Raw genomic sequence first — 24728 nt, forward strand, 5'->3', positions numbered from 1 at the left:
TCGGTGCAGTCTCCAGTCAATCAGGTGTTGGTATTTTCAATCAGAACGGCGGAACCCTGACCGCCGCCCACACAAGCGGAGGCAATGCCGTAGCGCAGACCGTTGCGCTTGAGTTCGCGGGCAAGGGTCAGAGTGCAACGCACACCGGTGGCAGCCAGCGGGTGGCCATAGGCAGTTGCGCCGCCGTTGACGTTGGTCTTGTCCGGATCCAGTCCCAGCTCTTTTTCGACAGCCAGGCACTGGGCACCAAAAGCTTCATTGATTTCAAAACGGTCAATCTGGTCCAGCTCCAGCCCCGACAATTCCAATACCTTGCGAATGGCTGGCGCGGGCCCGATACCCATAATGTGTGGATCAACACCCACGGCACTCGCGGCGACAACGCGCGCCAGTGGTCGATTGCCACTGCGTTTCACATAGTCTCCATTGACAATCACCAGTGTCGCAGCGCCATCGACAATGCCGGAACTGTTGCCAGCAGTCTGAACACCATCGCGCTTAAAGGAAGGCCGCAGTTTGGCCAGGGATTCAAGACTGGTGTCACGCACGTGTTCGTCTTGGGCAAAGCCTTCTACACCCCTCGGCAGCCTGAGGTGACGGGCTTTGAGCCCCTCTGCTTCGAACACCTGGTTACTCAGAGGGATAATCTCGTCGTCCAGATAACCGCTTTGCTGGGCCTGTCGGGCTTTTTCAAAGCTGCGCTGGGCAAACTCGTCCACAGCGGCTCGGTCAATGCCGTATTGATCCGCCAGATTTTCAGCGGTCATACCCATGGGAATACCGGCTCCGGTATCGAAAAACGACTCCAGCAGATAATCGCGAAAATCCACCTGGCCGAGCTTAAAGCCACCGCGGTTGCTAAAACAGGAGATAGGGTTGCGAGACATTACCTCGGTGCCCACCGTCATCACCACCTGGGATTTGCCCAACTTCAACATGTCGGCCGCCTGTGTCACCAGCTCAAATCCGGACCCACACAAACGTTGCAATTGCATGGCGGGTACCCGCTGGTCGAGACCGGCGTAAAGGCCGATATGGCGGGGCAGGAAGTAGGCATCAAAGTCGGAGGGGGAAAGGTTGGCCGTGAACAGCGTATCAATATCACCGGCACAGATCTTTCCGCGCTCCAGCACCCCCTTGGCTACAGCGATGCCGAGATCGGTGGCGGAGATGTTAGCCAGGGTGCCGTTAATTTCGCCAAAGCCTGTGCGGCAACCATCGATCAGCCAGGCGTCGCCATAGTGCATGCCCTGGCCTTGGGTCGGGTCAGTGGTCATTAGGTGATATCCCCCTTATAAGAAGTTCATCTTTGCAAGATAAATAGTTCAGGTTTAAAAGTAAAGAGATAATTTGGTATTGACTATGAACTTTAAGAATTTCTGAAACTGTGGTTTGGCACGTTGAACGTCTGGCGGGAAAAGGGTCAACGAGAGCGTTCCCAGTGGACGGGCAATCGCTAAGCCGTTGATTTATATACAGGCTTTAATAGCCGTGTGGGGATGAGGCTGAAGAAGGGTATCAGCCAATAGCCCGGTGAATCAGGAGTTCGACTCCTAATATGCAGGTATGATTGTGCTCAAAATCGCGCACCGAAAAAACAAATTCAGGGGGGGCTTTGAGCTGGGGATTGAACGACTAAAAAATGTCAGGTTGGAGAACAGTGAGCAATCTGCTTTTTGATCCAGTCAGCGGGCAGTCTCTCGCTCAACGTCATCATCGAATGAATGAGATCCCAGATTGGAGTGATCAAAGAATCCTCCATAAACTTCGCGAAACAAGTGCAGCATCTCCTGCAGCGGCAGGTCATCGTATTCACCGCGTTCCAGTATGTATTCCATATGGCGATTTCCGGCTCGATCAAACTCATGATAAATCGAGTCTTCAAGACCATTAAACTCTAGTGGTTTTAGGCCAAACTTATCACATAACTCAATATTGAACGCAGGCGTGGCTTTCACCCATTTTCCATTCAGATGGATGGAGGTATAGCCATGCCAATGAAACACATCGGTTTTCATGGTTTCGCGCAAGCGTTCCGTCGACAAATGGTTCTTGACGTCAGCAAAACCGAGTCTCGCGGGAATTCCCTGCGAGCGGCAGCAGGCGGCTAACAGAATGGCTTTGGGGACGCACCAGCCCATACCCGCTGACAAAGTACTGCTGGCAGCAAAGGACTCGAGGGCAAAATCAAAGCTGTAAGGATCGTAGCGAATCTCATCGCGCACGCAATAGTAGAGTTTTACCGCACGTTCAAGGTCGGTCTCGAGATTTCGAACCTTGTCCTCAGCGTAAACCGCTATCGCCGGGTGACAGCAGTCAATGGTGGACGTCGTGGTCAGACTGGCCGCCGTCGGCTCTCCGCTTACAGGTATTGCTGTTTGAATCCCCATTGCCAATCCCCCGGATGCTTATTGATTTTACCTGTGCTCCCCCAGAGTACAGCATAAGGGATGATCAAGAGCCAGGGCTTAAAGCGACCAATTCATTGACATTTTGCCTCAAGATCAAGCCACGGGACTACCCTGGAGGCCCGGAATCAATAGTTCACCTTCACAAGATCAAAAATTCAGATTAGAAAGCAATTATGACCAAGGCCTTCCGGCTGTAAACGGGCTGTGCTATGCTCGAACCAACTTTCTTACACTTATCCAATGGACCCTGCCCCGTTGTCGACCCCCGCTAAACCCCTGTTCGAAGCCTGCTCTGTCCACCGCACCATGCAGATTCTGTCGGACCCCTGGTCCTTTCTGATTCTGCGGGAACTGTGGTTTGGTCTGCGACGCTTTGATGACTTCCAGACCACGCTGAATATTCCCCGTGCGACGCTGTCCAACCGGCTCAAATCTCTGTTGGCGGCGGGTTTGCTGAAACAAGAGCCCAGTCGGGAGGGAGGGCGTCGCAAGGAATATCGATTCACGGAGATGGGTGCGGATCTCTACCCCACCATGTTGACCCTGTTGCGTTGGGGAGACACATGGACGAAAACCGATGAAGGGGCGCCACTGATACTGACCCATCGCAGTTGCCGGAAACGTTGTCACGCAGAGGTAATTACCTCCTGCTGTGGCACCAAGGTGAACCCTAAAGATGTGGAATATCAGGATGGACCGGGAGTGGGACTGGAGCCTCTGGCGGCCTGGGCCAAGACCAATCGCTCCTCAAAACCCAATAACTTTACGGCACCGAGGGCTTGTTCGGTGGCAAGGTCGTTACAGGCAATTGGGGATCGTTGGTCATTCCTGTTAATCCGCGAGCTGTTTTTCGGTCGGCACCGATACGATCTGATCCAGAAGCAAATCGGCATGGCTACCAATATCCTCAGCAATCGCATCAAGCTGCTGATCGACCATGACATTATCGAAGCTTCCACTTATGGAAAGGGGACAACTTGGTTTGAGTACCACCTGACCAAATCAGGACTGGATCTGTATGCCAGTTTTCTAGCGATGATTCAGTGGGGTGATCGCTGGCTGGCAGGTTCCAAAGGAGCGCCTCTGACGCTGATTCATAAAAAGTGCGGACAGGCATTTGAACCCAAAGTTGTCTGTAAGGCATGCAAACAGCCCATTGTTGCGCGGGACATGGGGTACAAACCCGGCCCCGGTTGGGATGTTGTCTACGGTGAAGACCTGCTACTGCAAAATATGAAGCCGGTTTAACAATAGATCTTCGCCATAGTTGACGCTCCAGCCCGGGCCAGGGGCGTAGCGAACCTCCTTTGCACTTAGGGGGAGCCCTTTGCTTTGGTCAACGACAACAGGTTCGAACAGCTGCCCACAGGTTTTATGCCGCAGCAGTATGGGAGAGCCGCCTTTCGCGGGTAGCCATTTATCTCCCCAGAGAATCATCGCGAGAAGGCTTGGGTACAAGTCCAGCCCGGACTCAGTCAGGTAGTACTCATATCGACTGGTGCTTTTCCCGTACCGACTTTTTTCGATAATCTTGTGATCAACAAGTTGTTTGATTCTGTTGCTCAATACGCTGGTGGACATATTGAGCTGCCTCTGAATTGGGTCAAATCGGTGGCGACCAAAAAACAGCTCTCGAATGAGCAGAAATGACCAGCGATCACCCAGCACTCGCAAGGTTCGAGCGACAGAGCAGGCTCTTGGTGTCGTAAAATTCTCGGGCTTGGACGACCGATTAGTACTTCTGTGGTTGATCAATGGAGAAACCCCCGCCCCTGGCCCTTTTTCAAAGGCCACGTTGGTGGAGTTAACACTGGTCTTGCAGCTTGAGCAGATAACATCAACGCGTAGACGATCACCGTTGCGTCTGTGAAACAGTTTGATCGGGGGGCCCTGCTCCTGACTCAACCAGGTATCCCCCCAGCTCAATAGAGTTAACATGATCGGGTAAAGCTCCGCGCCCATTTCAGTAAAACGGTATTCTTTACGAAGTCCTCCCTGCCGGCCAGGAACCTGTTTTAGCAGTCCGGCATCCAACAGTGATTTCAATCGGTTTGTCAGAGTTGCCTTCGGAATCTGCAGCACCGCCTGAAATTCACCAAATCGATGCAGGCCAAACCAAAGTTCCCTTAATACCAGGGATGTCCATGGATCTGAGAGAACCTGCAGTGTGCGATCAACCGAACAATTCTCAACCAACGGGGTAAAAGGGGACGGTGCAACCGGGTTATTGGCAGGCATTCGCGGTAGTACCTTCCGTGATCAATTCCAGATTCAGTGCCTTATAGACCTCTGAACGATAAGTCATATTGATTTTTCGATAGGCGGTGCTGAGAAGACGGTAAACCTGTACTTTGTCGACGCGGTCACAGCTTTCCAGCGCCGCTTCCAAAGTCAGCAACGCATTTCCCCACTCGTTCTCTTCCATATACCGCTTGGCAATTTCCACAATGACGGGAGCGCTGTTGGTGCGCAAGAGCATTTCTCTGAGCAAACTGCGTGTCTTCATAGGCTATCCAAGATCCTCTGTACACAATTCGTTCGCCATTAATTCTCTCATCTTGTTTTTCTGGATTTTGCCGGTAACTGTCATGGGGTATTCGGTGACAAAGCGAATGTATTTCGGAATTTTGAAATAGGTAATCTTGTCTCTGCAGAAATCGATGACATCCTGCTCAGTCAGTGCTTCTCCGTCATGCAGTTGAATCCAGGCACAGACTTCTTCTCCCAATTTCTTATTCGCAACACCGAACACCTGCACTTCTGAAATTTTCGGATGAGTATAAAGAAATTCTTCAATCTCTCTTGGATAAATATTCTCGCCGCCCCGAATGATCATATCCTTGAGTCGACCCACAATCCGCACATAACCGTCGCGGTCCATAGAGCCCGTATCGCCGCTGTGAAGCCAGCCAGCCGCATCAACGGTTTCTGCCGTTTTGGTGGGGTCATCCCAATAGCTTTGCATCACCCCATAACCGCGTACGCAGATTTCACCGGGTACGCCGCAGGGGACGACTTGCCCTTCCTCATCAATAATCTTTGCCTGAGTCCAGGGCATGGCCCGACCAACGGTTTCCACCCTTTTTTCCAAAGGGTCTTGCATATGCGTGATGTGATTGCTACAGGTCGATTCTGTCAACCCATAACCGATCAACACGTCCTTCATATTCATATCGTCGATAACATGTCGCATAATCTCAATAGGGCAAGGAGCGCCGGCCATGACACCGGTCCTCAGCTTGGATAGGTCGTATTCCGAAAACGCAGGATGATCTAGCATGGTCACAAACATGGTGGGAACACCGTGTACGGCGGTACACTGTTCCTCCTGAAGAGTCTTCAAAGTAATACCGGGATCAAAGGCGTCATTGGGGTAAACAGCTGCGGAGCCTGTCGTGAGGCATCCCAGGTTCCCCAGGATCATCCCCATGCAATGGTATAAAGGGACCGGAATGCATACCCGGTCATCCGAACAGAGTCCCATCGCGCTGGCATGAATCAGTCCGTTGTTGAGGGCATTGTAATGGGTCAAGGTGGCCCCTTTGGGATGCCCTGTGGTTCCACTGGTGAATAGAATGCTTACAGGGTCATCAGGAGATAAGGTTGATTGAAGGGCATCTAGCTGATCGTACTCGGGTCGATTACCCAACCGGCAAACCTCTGAGAAATTCAGCATGCCGGGGGTCTTCCCACTACCCAATCGGATAATGATTTCAAGAAGCGGCAGCTTTTCAGCCCGCAAACGTCCGGGCACACAATGATCCAGCTCCGGTGCCAGTGTCTGCAGCATGTCCAGATACTGGCTGGTTTTAAAAAATTCTGCAGTGACGACGACCCGGCAACCGACTTTATTGAGGGCATACTCCAGTTCATTGACACGGTACGCCGGATTGATGCAGACAAGAATGGCACCGATTCTGGCCGTCGCCAGCTGCACCAGCGCCCATTCTGCACTGTTGGGCCCCCACATCCCCACTCGGTCACCGACTTTGACGCCCAGCGCAATCAGTCCAGTGGCCAATTGATCTACCCGCTCCAGATATTCCCGGTAAGTCCAGCGGACGTTCTGGTGACTGACCACCAAGGCGGGATTATCCGGGAAACGTTCGATAGTTTCATCAATGACATTCCCTATTGTTTTGTAGATCACGGGTATATCCGACGTACCGCAAAAGAAACTTGGTGTTTGACTGCTCACTCGATTTCACTCCAAGGTTAATGACTCAGACCCTCATCACTCTTGAGCCTTATGTATCTACTTTAGACGATGACAAGTTTTTCATTAACGGTTTGAATTTATAGGAAAATGGTCTAAAGGCGAATGGTCTTATTCAGTATTTTTTAGCAAAGGACAAGGAAAGAGACGGCTGTCCTGCAGAGACAGCCGTCGCTGCGGTCAGAACTCGTAGGTCAGTTCCACACCGTAGGTTCTAGGGGGAGTCAGGAACGCCGATCTCAAGCCCACAAGATTAAAGGCGAAATCAAAATAGACCTCATCTTTCAGGTTGCGACCGAAGAGCGATACTGTGAGGTTCTCGTCGCTATTGGTGAACTTGACACTGGCGTCGTAGAGCTCGTACTGACTGACTCTTTGGCGATTGAAGTCGTCCGTCGCCATCTCGTCAACAAAAGAGTACGACAGCCGCCAGGTTAAGGTGCCTATGTCAGAAAGTGCCAGGTCGTAAGTTGCCGCAGCACTGCGCGTATTCTCAGGCACCATGGTGAAGTCGAAAGAAGAGGCTGACTTGCCTGTCGTTTGAGTGAGAAAGTCCGCTTCGTCATAGCTCGGATCGAGATAACCCCAGCTGGCTTCGAGAACCAGGTTGTCGGTCACCGCATAGGTTGCATCAAACTCGATACCTCGGATAGTCGCTGTTGCAGCGTTAAGAATTTCCTGGGTAAAGTTGGCGTTCAGTGCTGTACGCTGAAGATCATCATACTGGTTATGGAACAAAGACAGATTTGCCCGCAGCCTGCCATCCAACAGTGTGGACTTAATGCCCAACTCAAAGGCGTCCACCACTTCCTCGTTGTAAGGCCCAGGAGTTGATGAAGGATTAGGCGTTACAAACGACAAATCGGTAAAACGAACATTGTATCCACCACTTCGGAAACCGCGAGAGTAGCTGGCAAATGCCATCACATCTTCATTGACATCCCAGGTCAGGCCGATCTTCGGACTGAAGTTGCTCCAGCTCTCATCATCAACCAGGGCCGGAACGCAATCGCTCAGTGACACTTCAGACTGATCAAAGGGAGGGCCGCTCTGGGAAGCGCAGTTACCGATGGCGTTGGGATCACCGATTACGCCGATTTCCGCATCCTTGCTTTCCTGAGAGTAGCGCGCGCCCACCGTCAGTGCCAGTGAATTCGACAACCGGTAATCCGCCTGTGCGAAGATACCTGCTGTGGCATGTTCAATGGTGGAAACGCCTCGTCTGTCAAAAGCGTTAACAATGAAGCGCCGTTCGCTGTAGGTGTATTCCTGGCTGAACAAGTAGATACCGGTGGTCAGACTGATCTTGTCGGTGACGTCGCCTGCCCAGCGGACTTCCAGGCTGGTTTGCTCCTGGTCCAGGCCGGTGCCCCGGCCAAATTCAAATCGGGACTGATCGAAGACACCGTCAATGTCGGAACTTGCCTGTTGCTCCAGATCGCGGTATCCGAGTACTGTCGTCAGTTGGCCGTCCCTGAGCTCCCAATTGGTCTCCAGCATCAGGTTAAACCATTCCAGATTACTTTCGGCAATATTGCCCTGAGTCGATTCGCTGGCCTCATAGGGATCCCGAATCTGTACACCATCGATTTCCCAATTCCGGGTTCCGGCGCCTTCGCCTTCCATATCACCGTATTCTGCAATCAAAATGGCTTCCATGGAGTCATTCGAATAGCGAATAGCCGGCCGAATAAGCAGCGACTCGGCGTCACCCTGCCGGCCGCTCCGATTGAGTGAATCATCGTAATCCCAGAGCCCGTCGCGGTCTTTCGAAAGTACGGCCAGTTTGGCTCCCCAGTTGTCATTCAATGGACCACTCACCAGCGCCATAATATCCTTACGGGAGTGAGAACCAACGGTTGCCTTGATCTTGCCCTCAAATTCCTCGCCGGGCCGTGTGGATCGCATCACAATGGCGCCGCCGGTAACGTTACGACCGAAAAGGGTACCTTGTGGACCTCGCAGTACCTCCAGAGATTCCAGATCAAACAAATCGGTGTTGACGCCGAAAATGGTGCCGTAGGAAATGCCATCCATAACAACCCCAACAGCGGGGTCTGAGGACGGGATGCTTTGGCTTACGGTTCCCATACCACGGATGGTGAAGTTGGCCACGCCGGGTGAGGTGGCCAAGGGCGTTAAATTCACATTGGGTGCGGTCAGACCGACATCGGTCAAATTAACGGCAAACATTGCCTCCACTTTGTCGCCCGAGTATGCGGATATTGAGATAGGAACATCCTGGGCAGCTTCAGTGGTGGACTTTTTCTGAGCTGTCACCATAACCTCTTCCAGCAGCGAGCTGACATCGCCTACCACAGAAGCGGAAGCCAGTGTGACGGCCAGTGTTATCACGGATTGTTTAAATGCTGTTTTCATATCGACCTTCTCTCTAATCTTGATTTTTATGTTTATGAAATTCGTACCAACAGCTGGGGGTGGGTTAATCATTCATTGGAGGCTCCTTTAAATCAGATTCTGTAGTCAATGACACTTACTCAAGCCATTTCGGCACTATTCTCTGTAGCAGCCCGCACCGAAGGCGATTGGTTTTGTCCGTGCAATGTCCTTACGAAGGAATCACGGAGGTTTTAATCGTCCTTACGGTGATTACCGAAAGCACCAACGGTAGCGAAAAAACGATAAACAGCAGCGTGTTGTTCCACTGCAACTCCAGCAGTGCGCCGGCGATCAAGGGCGATAGAATCGCGCCCACCCGGCCTACACCGATCGCCCATCCCATCCCTGTCGTTCTGATCTCGGTGGGGTAGAGAACCGGAACCAGCGCATATAAACCAATCATGGAGCCGAACAGGAAAAATCCGATTACGACGCCAAGCCCAAGCGCAATAATGGTATTGGAAGAAAACACTCCGAATAGCACCATAATCGCGGCGGTCAGCACCATATAAGTACCGATCAGCTTATTGAGTTGCACCCGAGATGAGATATAGCCAAGCAGCAAACCACCGACCACGCCCCCCACATTGATTAATACCCCTGCGGTAATTCCGCCTTCTGGCGATAATCCTCCAGCCACCAACAACTTTGGTGTCCAGCTGAGTACGAAATAGAAACTGAACATCACCATAAAAAACGACGTCCAGGACATAAGCGTAGTGCGTTTAAGGGGCTGGCTGAACAGGTTGCTGATACTGGCTGCGGGTCTGGAATCACCAGAAGGTAATTCTGGAAACGTATCTATTGGGGCTCTACCGAGTTTTCCAAGTAGATCATTGATTTTGTCTTTTCCATTCTTAGTGCGCTTGGAAATAAGGAAGTCGAGAGATTCAGGAACTCCTGGTATAACCAGAGCGATCATCGAAAAAGAGGCAATAGCACCAAACATAAACACGGATCGCCATCCGTATTCACTGATCAGGAAAGTGGCAATGATGCCACCGACAACGGCACCGATCGGGTAGCCGGCCTGCAAGCAGGAGATGGCCATGCTGCGCCATCTGTCAGATGAATATTCGGAGACAATAACCGTCAAGCTTGCCAACATGCCACCAATGCCGAGACCGGTGATAAGGCGCAGTATGGCCATCTGGTAGCTGTTTTGCGCCAAAGCGGAGAGAAACATGCCGACGCTGATAATCAGAAGGCACACGATAATCAATGGTCGGCGGCCATACTTGTCCGCCAGGGGTGCCAGCACCAGAGAACCAATGGCCATGCCAACAAGACCGGCACTGAGCAGTATGCCCAAGTGGCTGTCCTGCAGGCCCCACTCCTTAGAGACAGAGGCGGCCGTAAACGCCATCACGAGAACGTCAAAACCATCCAGCATATTAATCATCAGGCATATAACAATGGCCCGAACCTGAAAAGGTGACATCGGCGATTGTTGGATTGACCGCTGTAAATCTACTTGCATCAACACGACTCCCAAGTTGAGGCTATTATTATTAAATCTTGCAGAGATGAACTTAATATAATCCAATAAGTTCACCTATGCAAGAAAATGGCGTGCCTCCGAGTTTTATAACAGCTGTGTCTTTCCACTTCTTCATTTTATTCGAATTAATTATTCCATCACTGCAAATGACGCTTCTTTTTCTTTCAAATATGAACTAATATCCACTCTCCATTAGTTCAGGTATGAAAGAATATTAACTTTGGATGTTCTTCAAAGATAAAAGATAGAGGAGTTAGATAAATGATAAATAAAGAACCCTTTTTTAATAAAGAGAAGCTTCTGCACCTATTGATGATGACCGGGGCCTTGGCGATGGCTTCCCCTCAGGTAATGTCACAATCGGCAGGCTTTCAAATTGAGGAGGTGGTCGTTACCGCACGAAAACGGGAGGAGAGTCTGCAGGATACGCCCATTTCAGTGGCCGCCTTTACCGCCAGTGACATGAAAACCCGGCAAATCGACTCTTCGGATCAGCTGACTCAGATTACGCCAAATCTCTCTTTTTCTTCCCAGGCACCCGGCGGAGGCAGTAACGCCTCTTCGCAAATCTTTATTCGGGGCATTGGCCAAACCGAATATTTGCCTACCAATGATCCGGCGGTGGGTCTTTATATTGATGATGTTTACTACGCAAGGTCGGTGGGGGCAACATTGGACTTTGTCGATCTGGATCGCATCGAGGTACTGAGGGGGCCTCAGGGAACACTGTTTGGTCGCAATACCATTGGTGGCGCCATCAATATTACCACGCGCAGACCATCGCAGGAGTTTGGTGGCAGCGCATCGGTGAAAGTGGGTACAGACTCTCGCCGCGACGCACAAATCAGTGTCGACGTACCCATCAGTGACACCTTGCTGACCAATATCGCTATGGGTTCCCGCAAACGCGACGGCTATGTGGACCGTGTGTTAACGGGCGAGCAGTTGGGGGACGATGAGAGCCTGGGCGGGCGCATCGCCGTTGAATGGTCAGCGTCCGGCGATATTGAGGTGTTCTGGAGTCTCGATTATACCAAGGAGGCGGAGAGCGGCAGTCCCATTGTTTTTAACGGGCTCAACACCAGTGGCCTGTTCGCGGCGCTGGAGATCGGTCGGGTTTGTCCAACCATCGATTCGTCCCTGAGCGAACGCTGTACCAGCGGGGATTGGAGTGCCGGCCCCTATGCCAACTACGGGACCTTTCCTGCGTTATCCACGTTCGAGAGTGTGGGCTCAAATGTCACTGTCAGCTGGGACCTGGGGGCGTTTTCCGTGAAGTCCATTACCGCCTTTCGGGAAATGGAATGGACGGGCTCGCGCGATGCAGACAATACACCTCTGAAGATACTGCACTCCGTCAACGATGATACTCAGGATCAATTCAGTCAGGAATTGCAATTTTCCGGGACCGCATTTGAGGATCAAATGACCTGGTTGTTTGGTTTGTATTACTTTGAAGAAACCGCAACCGATGACTACTTTGTTGCCACAGCGGTGGGGGATTTTAATACCGGTGGTGATGTGGAAAACGACTCCCAGGCGGTATTCGGGCAAATCACCTATGACCTGACCGATCAACTTAGCCTGACGGCCGGTCTAAGATGGACCGAGGAAACCAAGGCGTTCAAACCGCTGCAATTTACTATCTCTGACGCTTACCTTTTCCCGATCACTGCGGACGAGGGCGACGGCGCCGGTGGTTATGTCCATCCTTTCAATGACCGGGTTTACCCAACGTTGGGAGGTGGGGGTACAGTTGCCATTGTTCCCGCAGGTACCCAGTTCTACCCCGAAGTCTGGCAGGATCAAACCTTCTCTGACACCACGCCAATGCTTAACATCGCCTATCGCTGGACCCCTGAAGTTATGACTTATCTGACTTTTTCGGAGGGTTTTAAAAGCGGAGGTTACAGTGCCCGTGTGATTAAGCCCGGCAATGCCAGCCGCCCCTTTGGTCCTGAGAAAGCAGAAACCATCGAACTGGGATTCAAGGCAACTTTATTTGATGAGTCTCTGCGCCTCAACGGCGCCTTTTTCTCCACCGACTACACCGACTTGCAGTTTGTGATCCGGGAAGATTTTGCACCGCTGACCTTCAACGCGGGTGAGGCCAAGATCGAAGGTATGGAGCTGGAATGGACTTGGGTGCCCACTCCCGAAATTCAAATCGTCGGTGGTTTGGGTTATATCGATGCCCAGTATGAGCAGCTTAGCGATGATCTTATTGCCAGTGGCGTTTTGCTGGACAACGATCTGCCGCACACGCCCAAGCTTTCTGCCAGCCTCGGGGTGGCTTACAGCTTGAATCTCGGCGATTGGGGCGTCTTCACACCGAGAGTGGATTGGGCTTATCGTGATGATGTCTACTTCGATGCCCTCAACTCTGAAGATACCGCGCAGGAAGGCTACAGTATCGTTAATGCCGCTGTGATCTGGAACTCTCCGGATGAGAACATCAACGTTTCACTGGCTATATCCAATTTGACCGATGAGCTTTATCGAGTGTCTGGAAACTCAGCCATAGCGTCTGCCTCGTCCTATTCCGAATCGACCTACGCCAGAGGACGCGAGTGGAGCTTGTCAATGGAATACCTGTTCTGACACATAAACGCCAGGGACGGCGCATGACTGAAAATTTGTATTTGTGAGCGATCAGCTCCTTAGGGCATGGTAACGATGACAACAAAACTCAAAAGCAGTGTATTTGCACCGGTAGAGGTGCGTAGAACGGATAACAATGATGGTTCTTTTACCCTGACGCAATCACTTCAACTGGGCACCTATGAAAAAAGCCTGGGCGCCTATCTGCGCCGGTGGGCGACAGACAAACCACATCATATCTTTCTGGGGGAACGAAGCGATGCTGAGCGATGGCGAACGCTCAACTACAGCCAAGTCCTGACAAAGGTGGAATCCATAGCGCAGTACTACTTGAATATCGGTCTGTCTCAGCACAAACCCGTCATGATTCTTTCAGAAAATTCAATCGACAATGCGCTCTTGTCTTTGGCAGCCATGTATGTGGGTATTCCGGTCGCGCCGATTTCATCGGCCTATTCCCTGATGTCCAAGGACTTTCTGAAACTAAAAAGCGTTTATGCCCAGGTTCGACCGGGACTGGTTTACGCAGGCGACCTTGAAAGATATCAAAGAGCATTGAGGGCGCTGGATTTGTCCGGGGTTACCGTGGTTTCCTCCAGCACGGGAACCGCCGACATTGAGGCGGTATCAATCGATGCCATGCAGGATACGCCCCCGGGTTCTCTGGTTCAGAGTAGCTACGAGCGTGTGGGCCACGATAGCGTGGCAAAAATCATGTTCACCTCTGGATCCACCGGTGACCCAAAGGGCGTGATCACCACACAGAACATGATGCTGTCCAATCAGCAAGCCATTGGGCAGGTCTGGCCGTTTCTAACAGAAGAGGCACCGGTACTGCTGGATTGGTTACCCTGGAGCCATACCTTCGGCGGCAGCCTCAATTTTAATATGGCGTTGTTCAATGGCGGCAGTTTTTACATTGACGAAGGAAAGCCTCTGCCTTCCGAACTGGAATACACGACACGAAACATCAAGGATATTTCACCCACAATCTATATGGGAGTGCCCAAGGGCTTTGGCGAACTGATACCACGTTTAGAGGCAGACGACGAACTCAAGGCGGCGTTTTGCCACCGTCTGAAGCTGGTATTTTCAGCTGGAGCCGCTATGCCCGAGGCGATGTGGAAACGATTTAAATCGACACTGCAAGACACAGGAGACCGGGAAATCCCGGTGATTGGTGGCTGGGGATCGACGGAAACCTCACCGATGGCGTCCATCGTACATTACCCCATTGATACGCCGCGGATGATTGGCGTTCCCTTGCCGGGTGTCGAACTCAAATTTATTCCCAGGGGCGACCGATTTGAAATCCGTGTAAGGGGCCCCAACGTCACACCCGGTTACCTTAACCATTCCGAGAAAACCGACGCCAGTCTCGACAGCGAACAATTCTGGATCATGGGTGACGCCTGTCGGCTATACGACGATAACGCACTGGATAAGGGAATCGTTTTTGACGGACGCCTGGCGGAGGAATTCAAACTCACTTCGGGCACCTGGGTGGCCACCGGGGCTTTGCGAGTGAATGTACTATCCGTACTGTCTCCACTGGCACAGGATGTGGTGGTGACGGGCCATGACCGGGATTATATCGGTGTGTTGATCTTTCTTAATCAGGAAGCCTGCCAGGCCGCTATCACATCAGAACATCACCTGGATCTCTCAATGCTGGCAGACAACGAGGCATTGCAAGACATCATCCAAGAGCGGCTTCAGCAGTACAACCTACAGCACCCCGCGAGCTCTACCCGTATTCGGCGCGCTGCGCTATTGCCGGATATTCCCTCCTTTGAACAGGGTGAGATTACCGATAAGGGCTATCTGAACCAGCGCTCGATACTGCAAAACCGTAATACCACGGTAGAGGCACTGTACTCCGGACAGGGGTCACACATCATCAAAACAGACTGATGCTCCGAAAAATATCTTGCAAAGCCGAACTAAATGGCTCAATATAAGTTCAAGTTCGCAAGAATATTGAGTTGTAGAAACAAGCGAGGGCAAACTATGGAAATCACTGGTGATACGCTGTTGCCATTCTCCCGAGAGAAAGTCTGGGAGCATTTGAACGACCCCGCGATTCTGGGCCAGGCGGTGCCGGACTGTCAGTCCCTGGAAGCCAAATCCCCGACCGAACTGGAAGCCACGGTAGCGGCCAAGGTGGGGCCCATCAAAGCCGTATTCAAGGGCGATGCGGTCATTTCGGAAAGCGTCGCACCAGAGAGTTACACTCTCACTGCCAGTGGCAAGGGAGGTGTGGCCGGGTTTGCCAGCGCGGTTATCAAGGTCAAGCTCACAGAGCAGGGCGACGCCACTCGCTTGGATTATCGGGTCGAGGCCAATCTGGGCGGCAAACTCGCACAACTGGGCACACGCCTGGTGGAATCAACCGCTCGCAAATGGGCTGAACGATTCTTCCATCAGTTTACCGAGGTTATCAGTAACGGCGGTGTTCTGCCCCAGACGGAGGCGGCACCATCAGGCCCGGGCCTCTGGGAGCGCCTGTTGATCTTGATCAAACGCCTGCTGGGTATCCAAACCAAGGTAGCTGATTGATATGAATGAGATTCTGATTTCCGTAGCTGAGGGTATTGCCCGGGTAACGCTCAATCGACCGCAACAAAAAAACTGTGTCACGCTCTCTATGTGGCGGCAAATCAAATCCGTGATGGAAGAGCTGGGAAGCGACGACACGGTCAGAGTTGTTACATTGGCCGGTGCCGGCGGTAATTTCTGTTCCGGCGCGGATATATCCGAATTTGGTGAGGTTCGCAGTACCGAGCAACAGGTACACCACTATGAGCAGGCGGTGGACGCCGCCAGTGACGCCATTATGGAGTGCCCCAAACCGGTAATCGCCGCTGTGGAGGGCTATTGTGTCGGTGGCGGCCTGGGGCTGGCCATGGCGTGCGACTTTCGGGTCGCCGCTCCCGGCGCCTGCCTTTTTATTCCTGCCGCGCGCATGTCCATTGTTTATGGGTTGCGCGAGACGCAGAATCTTCTGGCCCTGGTGGGACTGACCTGGGCCAAGCGTATTCTCTACACCGGCGAGCGTCTCAATGCCAACCTTGCTTATCAAGTCGGGTTAATAGACGAACTCACAGAAGAAAACGGATTCGAGTCTGCGCTACAGGTGCTCGCGGTGCGTTTGACAGAGTCTGCGCCTCTCACGATCGCCGGTAGCAAAGCCATCCTCAATAGCCTCGAAATTACCGCCAATGAGCAGGTGGTCGAGGCCGCCGAAGCACTGATTAAAGCCGCCGGCGAAAGCCAGGACTACCATGAAGGCCGCCAGGCTTTTGCCGAAAAGCGCACCCCTCGTTTTATTGGCCGCTAGCGACAGAGAAGTAATTATGAAACCCGCCGCTTTCGACTACGAGAGACCCCAAACCCTGGACGATGCGCTGAAGCTATTGGCCAGCAGTGATAACGCTAAAATTATCGCCGGTGGCCAAAGTCTTATGCCGATGCTGAACTTTCGCCTGCTGGCACCGGAGCTGCTGGTGGATATCAGCCGCATAGACGAGCTGCGTGGTATCCGCGAAACCAAGGGGCGCGGCCTGAGTGTCGGCGCCTTAACCCGACATCACGAGATGGAAACCTCCAAGCTGGTGGAGGAGCGTTTTCCGGTCATTCACGAAGCCATGCAGTATGTGGCCCACCTCGCCATTCGTAACCGTGGCACCATCGGGGGCAGTTTGTCTCACGCAGACCCGGCGGCAGAGCTGCCGATGATGGCGGTGTTACTGGATGCTCACTTACACGTCGCCGGCCCCAATGGTTTACGCCAGGTTGCCGCCAGAGATTTTTTTCTCGGGGCACTAACAACAGATCTTGAAGAAAACGAAATTCTGGTCCAGGTGGAGTTTCCCGGTTTACCCAAACGCAGCGCTTACGCCTTTGATGAATTTGCCCAGCGCAGTGGCGACTTCGCCCTGTGTTCCGTCGCCGTAATCCTGAGCTGGAGTGGTAACTTCCTTACCGGAGGAAAAAAAATTGGGGATGTCCGCATAGCGCTGATGGGGGTGGATGAAACACCGGTACGCATTGAAGTCGCCGAGCAACTCCTCAGCGGTGCCAAACATATCGACGACCCCTTGTTGGAGCAGGTGGCAAGCGTTATTCGAGATACGATCCAGCCCAACGGCGACCTGCATGCCTCGGCCGACTATCGCCGTCATCTGGCTTATACCATGAGTCAGCAAACACTAAAGACCGCCTGGCAACGATTACAGGGGCAGACCGATGAGGACTGAGCAATGAGCAACCTTAAAACCATCTCTCTCACCGTGAATGGCGAGAAAGTGGTGCGCCAAGTTGAACCGCGACTGCTGTTGGCAGACTTTCTGCGCAACGAGTTGAATCTGACCGGTACTCATATCGGCTGCGAACACGGTATTTGTGGTGCCTGCACCTTGCTGGTCAACGGTGACAGCGTGCGTTCGTGCCTCACCCTGGCGATACAGGTGGACGGCGCCGAGGTGACCACAGTAGAGGCCCATGGCAAACCGGATTCAATGAGCGTAGTGCAGGAAAAATTTCAGCAATGCCACGGTCTTCAATGCGGTTTTTGCACACCCGGCATGTTGGCAACCGCCGAAGACCTGTTAAACAAGTACCCCTTGGTAACGGAAGAAGACATTCGCGAAGGTTTGTCCGGCAATATCTGCCGTTGCACCGGTTATCAAAACATAGTGGACGCCGTGGCAGCGGCAAGAGACGAGGTACGCTCTCAATGAAAATGCACATCTTATCCGGCGGCAAACTGCGCATGAATCGCGGCGTTTATTATCCGGATGCGCAAAAAGGCGAAAAGATTGATTTGCCCGTCAACTGCGTTTTGTTTCGACACGCTCAGGGCAATGTGCTCTTTGATACCGGTTGTCACCCCAGCGTGGTGGATGACGCCGAGGGCCGCTGGGGCAAAATGGCCCGCGCCATGACACCGATTATGGATACCAGTGATCATCTGATGGCGGAATTGGATCGTTTGCAGTTGGCGCCCGACGATATTGATGTGGTGATTAACTCCCACTACCACTCGGATCACTGCGGCTGTAACGAGTATTTTAAAAAAGCCACATTTTTTGTCCACGCAGCGGAGTTCGCCAAGGTCAGCGAGGCAGACTCTGTTCAGCAGGGCTATATTCCGGCCGATTGGCAGCACCCCATGCCGTTAAACACGATCGACAGTCAGACCGATATCTTCGGGGATGACCGCATCCTGCTCCTGCCTTTGCCGGGACATACGCCGGGCATGACCGGCGCCATTGCCAATCTGGACAAAAGTGGCTCATTCCTGTTGGCCTCTGACGCTGTCAGCGTGCGGGAAAATCTGGATCGGGAAATCATTCCCAAAACCACTTGGAACCCTGATGTACTGATGGATTCGCTTTTGGAAATCAAACGTGTGGAGCGCTCTGGCGCCACCGTGATTTGTGGGCATGACCCGCAGCAGTGGCTGGCGCTGAAAAAAGGCGTCGAGTTTTACGACTGAATTGGGGGGCGAAAGAATGCCTGAATCGAATTCTTCCCAATACGTGGGTTCCAGAGTCAAGCGGCGAGAAGATCCCCGCTTGCTCACCGGCCGCGGCCGTTATGTGGACGACATCAAGGTCGCCGGCATGCTGCACATCGCCTTTCGGCGCAGCGACTATTCCCACGCTCGTATCCTCAGCATCGATACCAGCGCGGCGAAAGCGAGTCCCGGTGTGGTAGAGGTGTTTACCGCCAAAGACATCGAAGGCGAATTTAATCCGGTACTGGCCCAATCGCGCATGCGCGACTATCAACCCACCATTATGCAGATTCTGGCCGCTGACAAGGTTCGGTTTGTGGGCGAAGCGGTGGTGGCGGTGGTGGCGGAGAGCCGCTATCTGGCCGAAGACGCCGCCGCACTGGTGGAGATCGAGTACGACGAATTGCCGTTGGTGACCGACCCTGAGCAAGCTCTGATAAACAGCTCGGCAAAGCTGCACGAGCAGATGGATTCCAACGTGCTTCTACAGCGGGAGTTTAATCGCGGTGATGTCGACGAAGCGTTTTACGGTGCTAGTGTTTATATCAAAGAACGCTTTCGCTTCACCCGCAAAACGTCGCTGGCGATGGAAAATCGCACCTATCTGGCGGAGTACAACAGCGCGGAGCAGGCGTTAACGCTACATACCACCAGCCAGGTGCCCGGCATTATTCGAGACATCCTGGTTGATGCGCTCGACATTCCCGGCAGTCACCTGCGAGTGGTTGCACCGGACGTTGGCGGTGGATTTGGCGGCAAAACCTCTCTCTATCCGGAAGAGGTGTTGGCGCCGATTCTGGCGAAAAAACTCGAACGCCCGGTTAAGTGGACGGGGGACCGTATTGAAGACCTGATTTCCACCAGCCAGGGTTTCGACGAAATCATTGATGCCGAGATTGCTGTCGACCGTGAGGGTCGGATACTGGGGTTGCGGGCCGACGTCATCGGTGATGTCGGCGCCTATTCCATTTACCCCTGGACGGCCGGCATCGAGCCGGTACAGGTAGTGAGCTTTTTACCCGGTCCCTACAAGATTGAAAATTACCATGGCCGGGTGCGGGGTGTGGCAACCTCCAAACCACCCACGGGTCCTTATCGTGGTGTGGGCCGACCGGTGTCTACCTTTGTGATGGAGCGCCTGGTGGATATGGCGGCGCGGGAATTGCAGATGGACCCCCGCGAGATAAGACAACGCAACCTGGTGCAGCCTCATGAGTTTCCCTATAAAGCGGCCTCCGGCATTGTCTGGGACCAATCCGGTTTCACTCAGGGCTTGAACGGTGCCTGTGAGGCGATTGGCTACGATGGGCTGCGACGAACGCAGGCGCAGGCCAGAGCCCAGGGGCGCATGGTAGGTATAGGTATCGCCAGTTTTGCGGAGTTAACGGGCATTGGCTCGCGGCTGTCCGCCTCCCCCGGCATGCCTATCAATACCGGTACAGAAACCGCCAGCATCAGCGTTGACTCAACCGGTGGCATTACAGCCCGCTTTGGTGTGACCTCCTACGGCCAGGGCCTGGAAACTTCGCTGGCACAGGTAGTCGCGGATGAACTTAACGTTGAAATCAGCCAGATACGTATTCTGCAGGGCGACAGTGCCGCGGTCAGTCACAGCACGGGCTCCTACGCCAGCCGGGGTGCTGTGTTGGGAGCCGGCGCGGCCATACTGGCCTGTCGGGCATTGGACCAGAAGTTGAAGGCGGTAGCGGCCATTTTGCTCAGCTCCAGTGCCGAGGATATCTTGATCCGCGACGGGGTTTTCTCAGGACCGGGTTCGGACGAGAAACTCACGTTCAAGGACCTGGCGAAGGCCTACTACTCCCAAATGGGTCTTATCCCCGCACCTATCCGCAACGAGATTGGCGAGCTGTCCGCCACCCAAATGTACGACCCGGAATGGGGGACCACCTCGTCGGCGACTCACATAGCGTTGGTGGAAATCGACCCGGACACCTTCAAGGTCAAGGTGGATAAATACGTGGTCGCCGAGGACTGCGGGCAGATGCTGAACCCCATGATTGTGGACGGACAGGTACACGGCGGTGTTGCCCAGGGCATTGGTGCGGCGCTGTACGAAGAAATGATCTACGACGAGCAGGGCCAGAACCTGACCGCCAGTCTGGTGGACTATGTGGTGCCATCGGCCACGGAAATTCCGCGAATGGACGTTGTCCATCTGGATCTGGAAAAGCCCAAGACGCTGGGTGGTGTTCGCGGCATGGGTGAGGGCGGTACTATCGGAGCCCCCGCAGCCATTGCCAATGCGGTCGCCGATGCACTGGCGCCCCTGGGCCAACAGGTCACTACTCTGCCGGTAACCCCACAGCGAATCTTTGAACTGGTACAGGCGGCAAAAGCCAACCAATAAAATCCCTAAAACATTTGTACAGATACTTTTGGAGACAACTATGCAATTAGGTCTGGAAGGTAAGGTGGCTCTGGTCACCGGTGGTGCCCGCGATGTGGGCGGAGAAATTTCCCGTACGCTGGCGGCCGAGGGCGCCACGGTAGCCATCAACTATCGAGGCAGCGCGGACGAAGCCAATGCGCTGGTGGATGAAATCACCAACAAAGGCGGCAAAGCGTTTGCTTATCAGGCAGACGTGACTGACTACGAGCAGGTCAAGGCCATGGTGGACCAGGTGGTTGCCGATCACGGTGCGCTGAACATTCTGGTCAATAACGCCGGTTTGGTGATCCAAAAACGCTTTACCGAAAGTGATCCGGATCAATGGAAGAAACAGACGGACGTCTGCCATTACGGCATCATCAACGCCTGCCACGCCGCCTCCCAGGTGATGCAGGCGCAGAAAGACGGTCGCATTGTGAATATCGTCGGTGACTCCGCCAGAGTCGGCGAGGCTTACCTGTCCGTTAAGGCTGCCACCGGCGGCTCTGCCATGGCTTTTACCAAGTCGCTGGCCAAAGAGCTGGGGCGTTTTAACGTCCGCGCCAATGTGGTGGCCTTTGGCATGTTGGAAACCTCTCACAGCGATAAGGAGTGGCTGGAGCAAAACCGCGCCAAGATCGAGCGCCAGTATCCACTGCGTCGCATGGGCTTTCCGCAGGATGTGGCACCAACCGTGGTGTTTCTTACCTCTGATGCCACCAGCTGGGTGACCGGTCAGGTGGTCAGCGTCAGTGGCGGTTATAGTATGGTGGGTTAAGCCCACTGCTGCGATATGACGGAGGTTATCTTAAGCAATCGCAATGGCTATGCCGTCAGCGAAGCGGGGTTGGGCCTTAATCACAACCCCGAGTATCGCTGCTTTATCGCGGCGGCGAGCCAAGCTACAGTGAGCGCATTCAGCAACAGTTCCCGGCGACATTCACGACCATCAAAACCATTAAAGTATCCTTATTCCTGCCGAATTTTGCGACGCGGTGTCTAAGTTTTATGTGGAGGACATTTGGGAATCTGCGCTGTAGAGTTGCAAAAAACGCGTTTCGATTATGGGTTATCAGGATGCCTCCAACTTTACCCGCACCTGTGTGTCCAGGTATGGCGAGACGCCAAAGCAGCTTCGCAAAAATACTGTGGATTCCGATCAGTGAGGCATCTCACTGCTGCATCCTTCCCCGCAATGCGCATCTAGGATTCCATAAATTACGGATCCGAATATGGGCTTTCTGCACAGCTAATAAGCACCGACCATTTGTCACCGATCTGTGCCACAACATCCCGAATGGGACATTCGTCATTGTTTTCAAATACCCGCTTTTCCGGATTCTACGTTGACGGGGATCATGTTATCTTCCATTCCCATGCTACTTTGAATAAAGAAGACAGAGGAAATGACCAAAAAGGCATGAACATTGTCGATACTTGGCGCCTTGAAAATGGAAGGATTGTCGAGCATTGGGACTCTATTCAAGCCCTTGATGGCTTTATGCGATTCTACTCACTGCTCAGTGGTGGCAATATCCGCAATTCAAATGGGGTATTTTAACTGTTCGCCAGTTCCATCCAAAATGCTAACCTGGCTCTCATCCTCAGAAAAACCGCACTTGGCAATCTCGTCGTTCAAATAAAGTTTGGAGTGATACCCTTGTTTCGATTCCGGCAGGGATTGCCTGAGAAAGGTCTCGGCGTTGAGCAGGTAAGAAGTGTTGTTAATTGGACGTGCAGATGGAGCCCTGAAGCCCTTTGATAAATCGGTAACTGATGCCGAACAGCGCTTTCGCGTTAGTCAAAGGGCCTTATTCCGTAGCAGATTGTGATACACCGATGAAAGCTTCAGCACTTCCGGCGCGTCTGCGCCAAGTTTAGCGGTGAGTGATTGGATGGTTTGATCCAGGTCATACAGCATGGCTCGCAGGTTGTGATCGCGAATCATACTCTGTATCCAGAAAAAAGCGGATACACGTTGTCCACTGGTTACAGGTGTCACCTGATGCAGACTGCTGGAAGGATAGAGCACCAGATCTCCAGCATTAAGCTTGACTTCCTGCGCACCAAAATCGGTTTCAATGGTAAGAACCCCTCCTTCGTATTCTTCTGGCCTTGAAAAGAACAGTGTGGCGGATAAGTCTGTTCGGATCAATTCATTGGAGCCGGGTATCGTCATTACGGCACTGTCTACATGAGTACCGTATTGGCCTCCATTCTGGTATTTGTTGAATTTGGGTGGATAGATTTTGTCAGCCAGCGCAGCTGTAATAAACTTTGAATTTTGCCCCAGGCGCTTGAGTATTTCGTGACCCAATGCTTGAACGGATTGACAGTGATCATCCAGTTGCAAGTTGGTTTTGGCCTGAATGGCTTGAGAACCAGCCGTTAGCTTCCCGTCTTGCCACTGGCCGACATCCAGGTGCTGTCGAAATAAGTTCACCTCTTCTTGAGTAAACACCTTTTCAATAACTATAAGCATCTTCTTATCTATACTCCGGAAAACAGGCAGTCGCTATTAATGTCTGCGAGGGTGGGACAGCCACAAAGCGCCATAGTTACTTCCAGTTCATGCCGCAGAACTTTAAGCATATGGGCCACACCCAGGGCTCCCGCTATGGCGAGCGCATAAACCTGTGGTCGACCAACAAGAACGGCATCTGCCCCCAGTGCCAGTGCTTTAAACACATCGGTACCGCGGCGAATACCACCGTCGAGCAGCAGCGTAAAATCATCGCCAACTGCTTTGCGTATGATCGGCAGCAGCTCAATGGTTGCTGGTAATGAGTCCAGGCCGCGGCCACCATGATTGGAGACAACGATGCCTTTAACCCCCGCATCGATGGCCATACGTGCATCCTGGGGATGGGTGATACCTTTAATCACCAGTGGCAGTTGAGTTTGCTCCTGCAGCCAGTGAATATCCTGCCAGCCTGGGGCTTCGCTCATAATACCTTGAAAGATAATACTCTGTTCGGGAGTTAACTCTTTAGGCGGCAGGTTTCGACTGCTGGGCTGGATTGATTGCAGGTTGGCTGGTAATTGAAAGCCAGAGCGCTGTATGTGATTGCGCAGGCCATTAATCGGGACGTCTAGGGTCACTATCAAAGCACTATAGCCAGCCGTTTCGGCACGTCTTACCAGAGCGAGCGTTTCAGCACGATTGGACTGAAAATATAGCTGAAACCATTTTGGTGAGTCAGTTTTTTCGGCTATGTGTTCCAGCTCCTTTGATGCCAGCGTGCTGGTTATCAAGCCGGTCTCCATTGCGTGAGCGGCTTCTGAGGTAGCGATTTCGCCTTCGCAGTGAACCAATCCTTGATGGGCAACTGGCGCCAACAGAACCGGGTGTCTGAATTTCTGACCCAAGAGTTCGGTCTTGGTCGTAGCCTGCTCAAAATCAACCAAAATACGACCATATAGGCTGATTTTGGAGAAAGCAGAACGGTTTTGTTTCAGTGTGGTTTCATCGCCGCCGCCGCTGCGGATGTATTCATAAACCGGCGAAGGCATAAAATCGATGGCCAGTCTTTCATAGTCGTCCAGGGAAACAAGATCGCTGGGAATAGTGTTTATTTTTCGGTGTATGGGATAAGACATGGTCATCACGTACAAGAAAGTCGTCGTATTTCAAAAAATTCTTCATACAAAAAGAGCAGAGCGACCCGGGTCAAGAATCTCCGGGCCGC

The 24728-nt window shown here is 52.7% G+C and carries 20 protein-coding genes; 11 read left to right on the plus strand and 9 right to left on the minus strand.

Annotated features, from left to right (window positions below):
* Positions 1-20 precede the first annotated feature (20 nt).
* Together HBA55_RS03955 and HBA55_RS03960 are read right to left on the minus strand one after the other, a co-directional pair.
* On the minus strand, positions 21-1277 hold the full coding sequence (locus HBA55_RS03955) for a thiolase family protein (protein WP_166987360.1): 1257 nt from the start codon (positions 1275-1277) through the stop codon (positions 21-23).
* A 408-nt stretch (positions 1278-1685) separates the two neighbouring features.
* Positions 1686-2390 (minus strand): transglutaminase-like domain-containing protein, encoded by a 705-nt coding sequence (locus HBA55_RS03960; protein ID WP_166987363.1) that lies wholly within the window; start codon positions 2388-2390, stop codon positions 1686-1688.
* A 276-nt stretch (positions 2391-2666) separates the two neighbouring features.
* On the opposite strand from HBA55_RS03960, the gene HBA55_RS03965 reads away from it, so the two are divergent.
* Positions 2667-3659, plus strand: a complete 993-nt coding sequence (locus tag HBA55_RS03965) for a winged helix-turn-helix transcriptional regulator (RefSeq protein WP_166987366.1) — start codon at positions 2667-2669, stop codon at positions 3657-3659.
* Here HBA55_RS03965 and HBA55_RS03970 read toward each other — a convergent pair.
* The 5 genes from HBA55_RS03970 to HBA55_RS03990 all read right to left on the minus strand — a co-directional run bounded on the left by HBA55_RS03970 (position 3633) and on the right by HBA55_RS03990 (position 10582).
* On the minus strand, positions 3633-4649 hold the full coding sequence (locus tag HBA55_RS03970) for a winged helix-turn-helix transcriptional regulator (RefSeq protein ID WP_166987369.1): 1017 nt from the start codon (positions 4647-4649) through the stop codon (positions 3633-3635). The genes HBA55_RS03965 and HBA55_RS03970 overlap by 27 nt on opposite strands.
* Entirely contained in the window at positions 4636-4917 is a 282-nt protein-coding gene (locus HBA55_RS03975) for a hypothetical protein (protein WP_166987372.1), read from the minus strand. The genes HBA55_RS03970 and HBA55_RS03975 overlap by 14 nt, the downstream gene beginning before the upstream one ends.
* 3 nt (positions 4918-4920) lie before the next feature.
* Complete coding sequence (locus HBA55_RS03980) at positions 4921-6561, minus strand: AMP-binding protein (protein ID WP_338109352.1); 1641 nt, start codon at positions 6559-6561, stop codon at positions 4921-4923.
* Between the two features lie 246 nt (positions 6562-6807).
* Positions 6808-9006 (minus strand): TonB-dependent receptor, encoded by a 2199-nt coding sequence (locus HBA55_RS03985; protein ID WP_166987378.1) that lies wholly within the window; start codon positions 9004-9006, stop codon positions 6808-6810.
* Positions 9007-9196: 190 nt separating this feature from the next.
* The gene (locus HBA55_RS03990; protein WP_206019504.1) at positions 9197-10582 is read right to left on the minus strand and encodes an MFS transporter; all 1386 of its coding nucleotides are present in this window, start codon (positions 10580-10582) and stop codon (positions 9197-9199) included.
* A gap of 207 nt (positions 10583-10789) precedes the next feature.
* Between HBA55_RS03990 and HBA55_RS03995 the strand changes: the two genes are divergently transcribed.
* The 10 genes from HBA55_RS03995 (at position 10790) to HBA55_RS04040 (ending at position 22600) form a co-directional block, all read left to right on the plus strand.
* Complete coding sequence (locus tag HBA55_RS03995) at positions 10790-13129, plus strand: TonB-dependent receptor (protein WP_166987382.1); 2340 nt, start codon at positions 10790-10792, stop codon at positions 13127-13129.
* A 75-nt stretch (positions 13130-13204) separates the two neighbouring features.
* Positions 13205-15043, plus strand: coding sequence for a feruloyl-CoA synthase (locus tag HBA55_RS04000; RefSeq protein WP_166987385.1), 1839 nt, complete (start codon positions 13205-13207; stop codon positions 15041-15043).
* A gap of 96 nt (positions 15044-15139) precedes the next feature.
* A complete protein-coding gene (locus HBA55_RS04005; RefSeq protein ID WP_166987388.1) occupies positions 15140-15688 on the plus strand; it encodes an SRPBCC family protein in 549 nt (182 codons plus the stop codon).
* Between the two features lies 1 nt (position 15689).
* On the plus strand, positions 15690-16469 hold the full coding sequence (locus HBA55_RS04010; RefSeq protein WP_166987391.1) for an enoyl-CoA hydratase-related protein: 780 nt from the start codon (positions 15690-15692) through the stop codon (positions 16467-16469).
* A gap of 16 nt (positions 16470-16485) precedes the next feature.
* A complete protein-coding gene (locus HBA55_RS04015; protein WP_166987394.1) occupies positions 16486-17388 on the plus strand; it encodes an FAD binding domain-containing protein in 903 nt (300 codons plus the stop codon).
* 3 nt (positions 17389-17391) lie between these two features.
* A complete protein-coding gene (locus tag HBA55_RS04020; protein ID WP_166987397.1) occupies positions 17392-17871 on the plus strand; it encodes a (2Fe-2S)-binding protein in 480 nt (159 codons plus the stop codon).
* Positions 17868-18629, plus strand: coding sequence for an N-acyl homoserine lactonase family protein (locus HBA55_RS04025; protein ID WP_166987400.1), 762 nt, complete (start codon positions 17868-17870; stop codon positions 18627-18629). Before HBA55_RS04020 ends, HBA55_RS04025 begins: the two co-directional genes overlap by 4 nt.
* Positions 18630-18645: 16 nt before the next feature.
* Positions 18646-21018: a xanthine dehydrogenase family protein molybdopterin-binding subunit gene (locus HBA55_RS04030; protein ID WP_166987403.1), complete on the plus strand. Its 2373-nt coding sequence runs from the start codon at positions 18646-18648 to the stop codon at positions 21016-21018.
* A 40-nt stretch (positions 21019-21058) separates the two neighbouring features.
* Positions 21059-21817 (plus strand): SDR family NAD(P)-dependent oxidoreductase, encoded by a 759-nt coding sequence (locus HBA55_RS04035; protein ID WP_166987406.1) that lies wholly within the window; start codon positions 21059-21061, stop codon positions 21815-21817.
* 534 nt (positions 21818-22351) lie between these two features.
* A complete protein-coding gene (locus HBA55_RS04040) occupies positions 22352-22600 on the plus strand; it encodes a nuclear transport factor 2 family protein (RefSeq protein ID WP_206019505.1) in 249 nt (82 codons plus the stop codon).
* A gap of 240 nt (positions 22601-22840) precedes the next feature.
* Here HBA55_RS04040 and HBA55_RS04045 read toward each other — a convergent pair whose 3' ends face one another.
* Positions 22841-23521 (minus strand): Fe2+-dependent dioxygenase, encoded by a 681-nt coding sequence (locus HBA55_RS04045; protein ID WP_166987409.1) that lies wholly within the window; start codon positions 23519-23521, stop codon positions 22841-22843.
* 8 nt (positions 23522-23529) lie between these two features.
* Positions 23530-24639, minus strand: coding sequence for an alpha-hydroxy acid oxidase (locus HBA55_RS04050; RefSeq protein WP_166987412.1), 1110 nt, complete (start codon positions 24637-24639; stop codon positions 23530-23532).
* Between the last annotated feature and the right edge of the window lie 89 nt (positions 24640-24728).

It is taken from the genome of Pseudomaricurvus alkylphenolicus (assembly GCF_011683955.1).
GTDB lineage: Bacteria > Pseudomonadota > Gammaproteobacteria > Pseudomonadales > Cellvibrionaceae > Pseudomaricurvus > Pseudomaricurvus alkylphenolicus.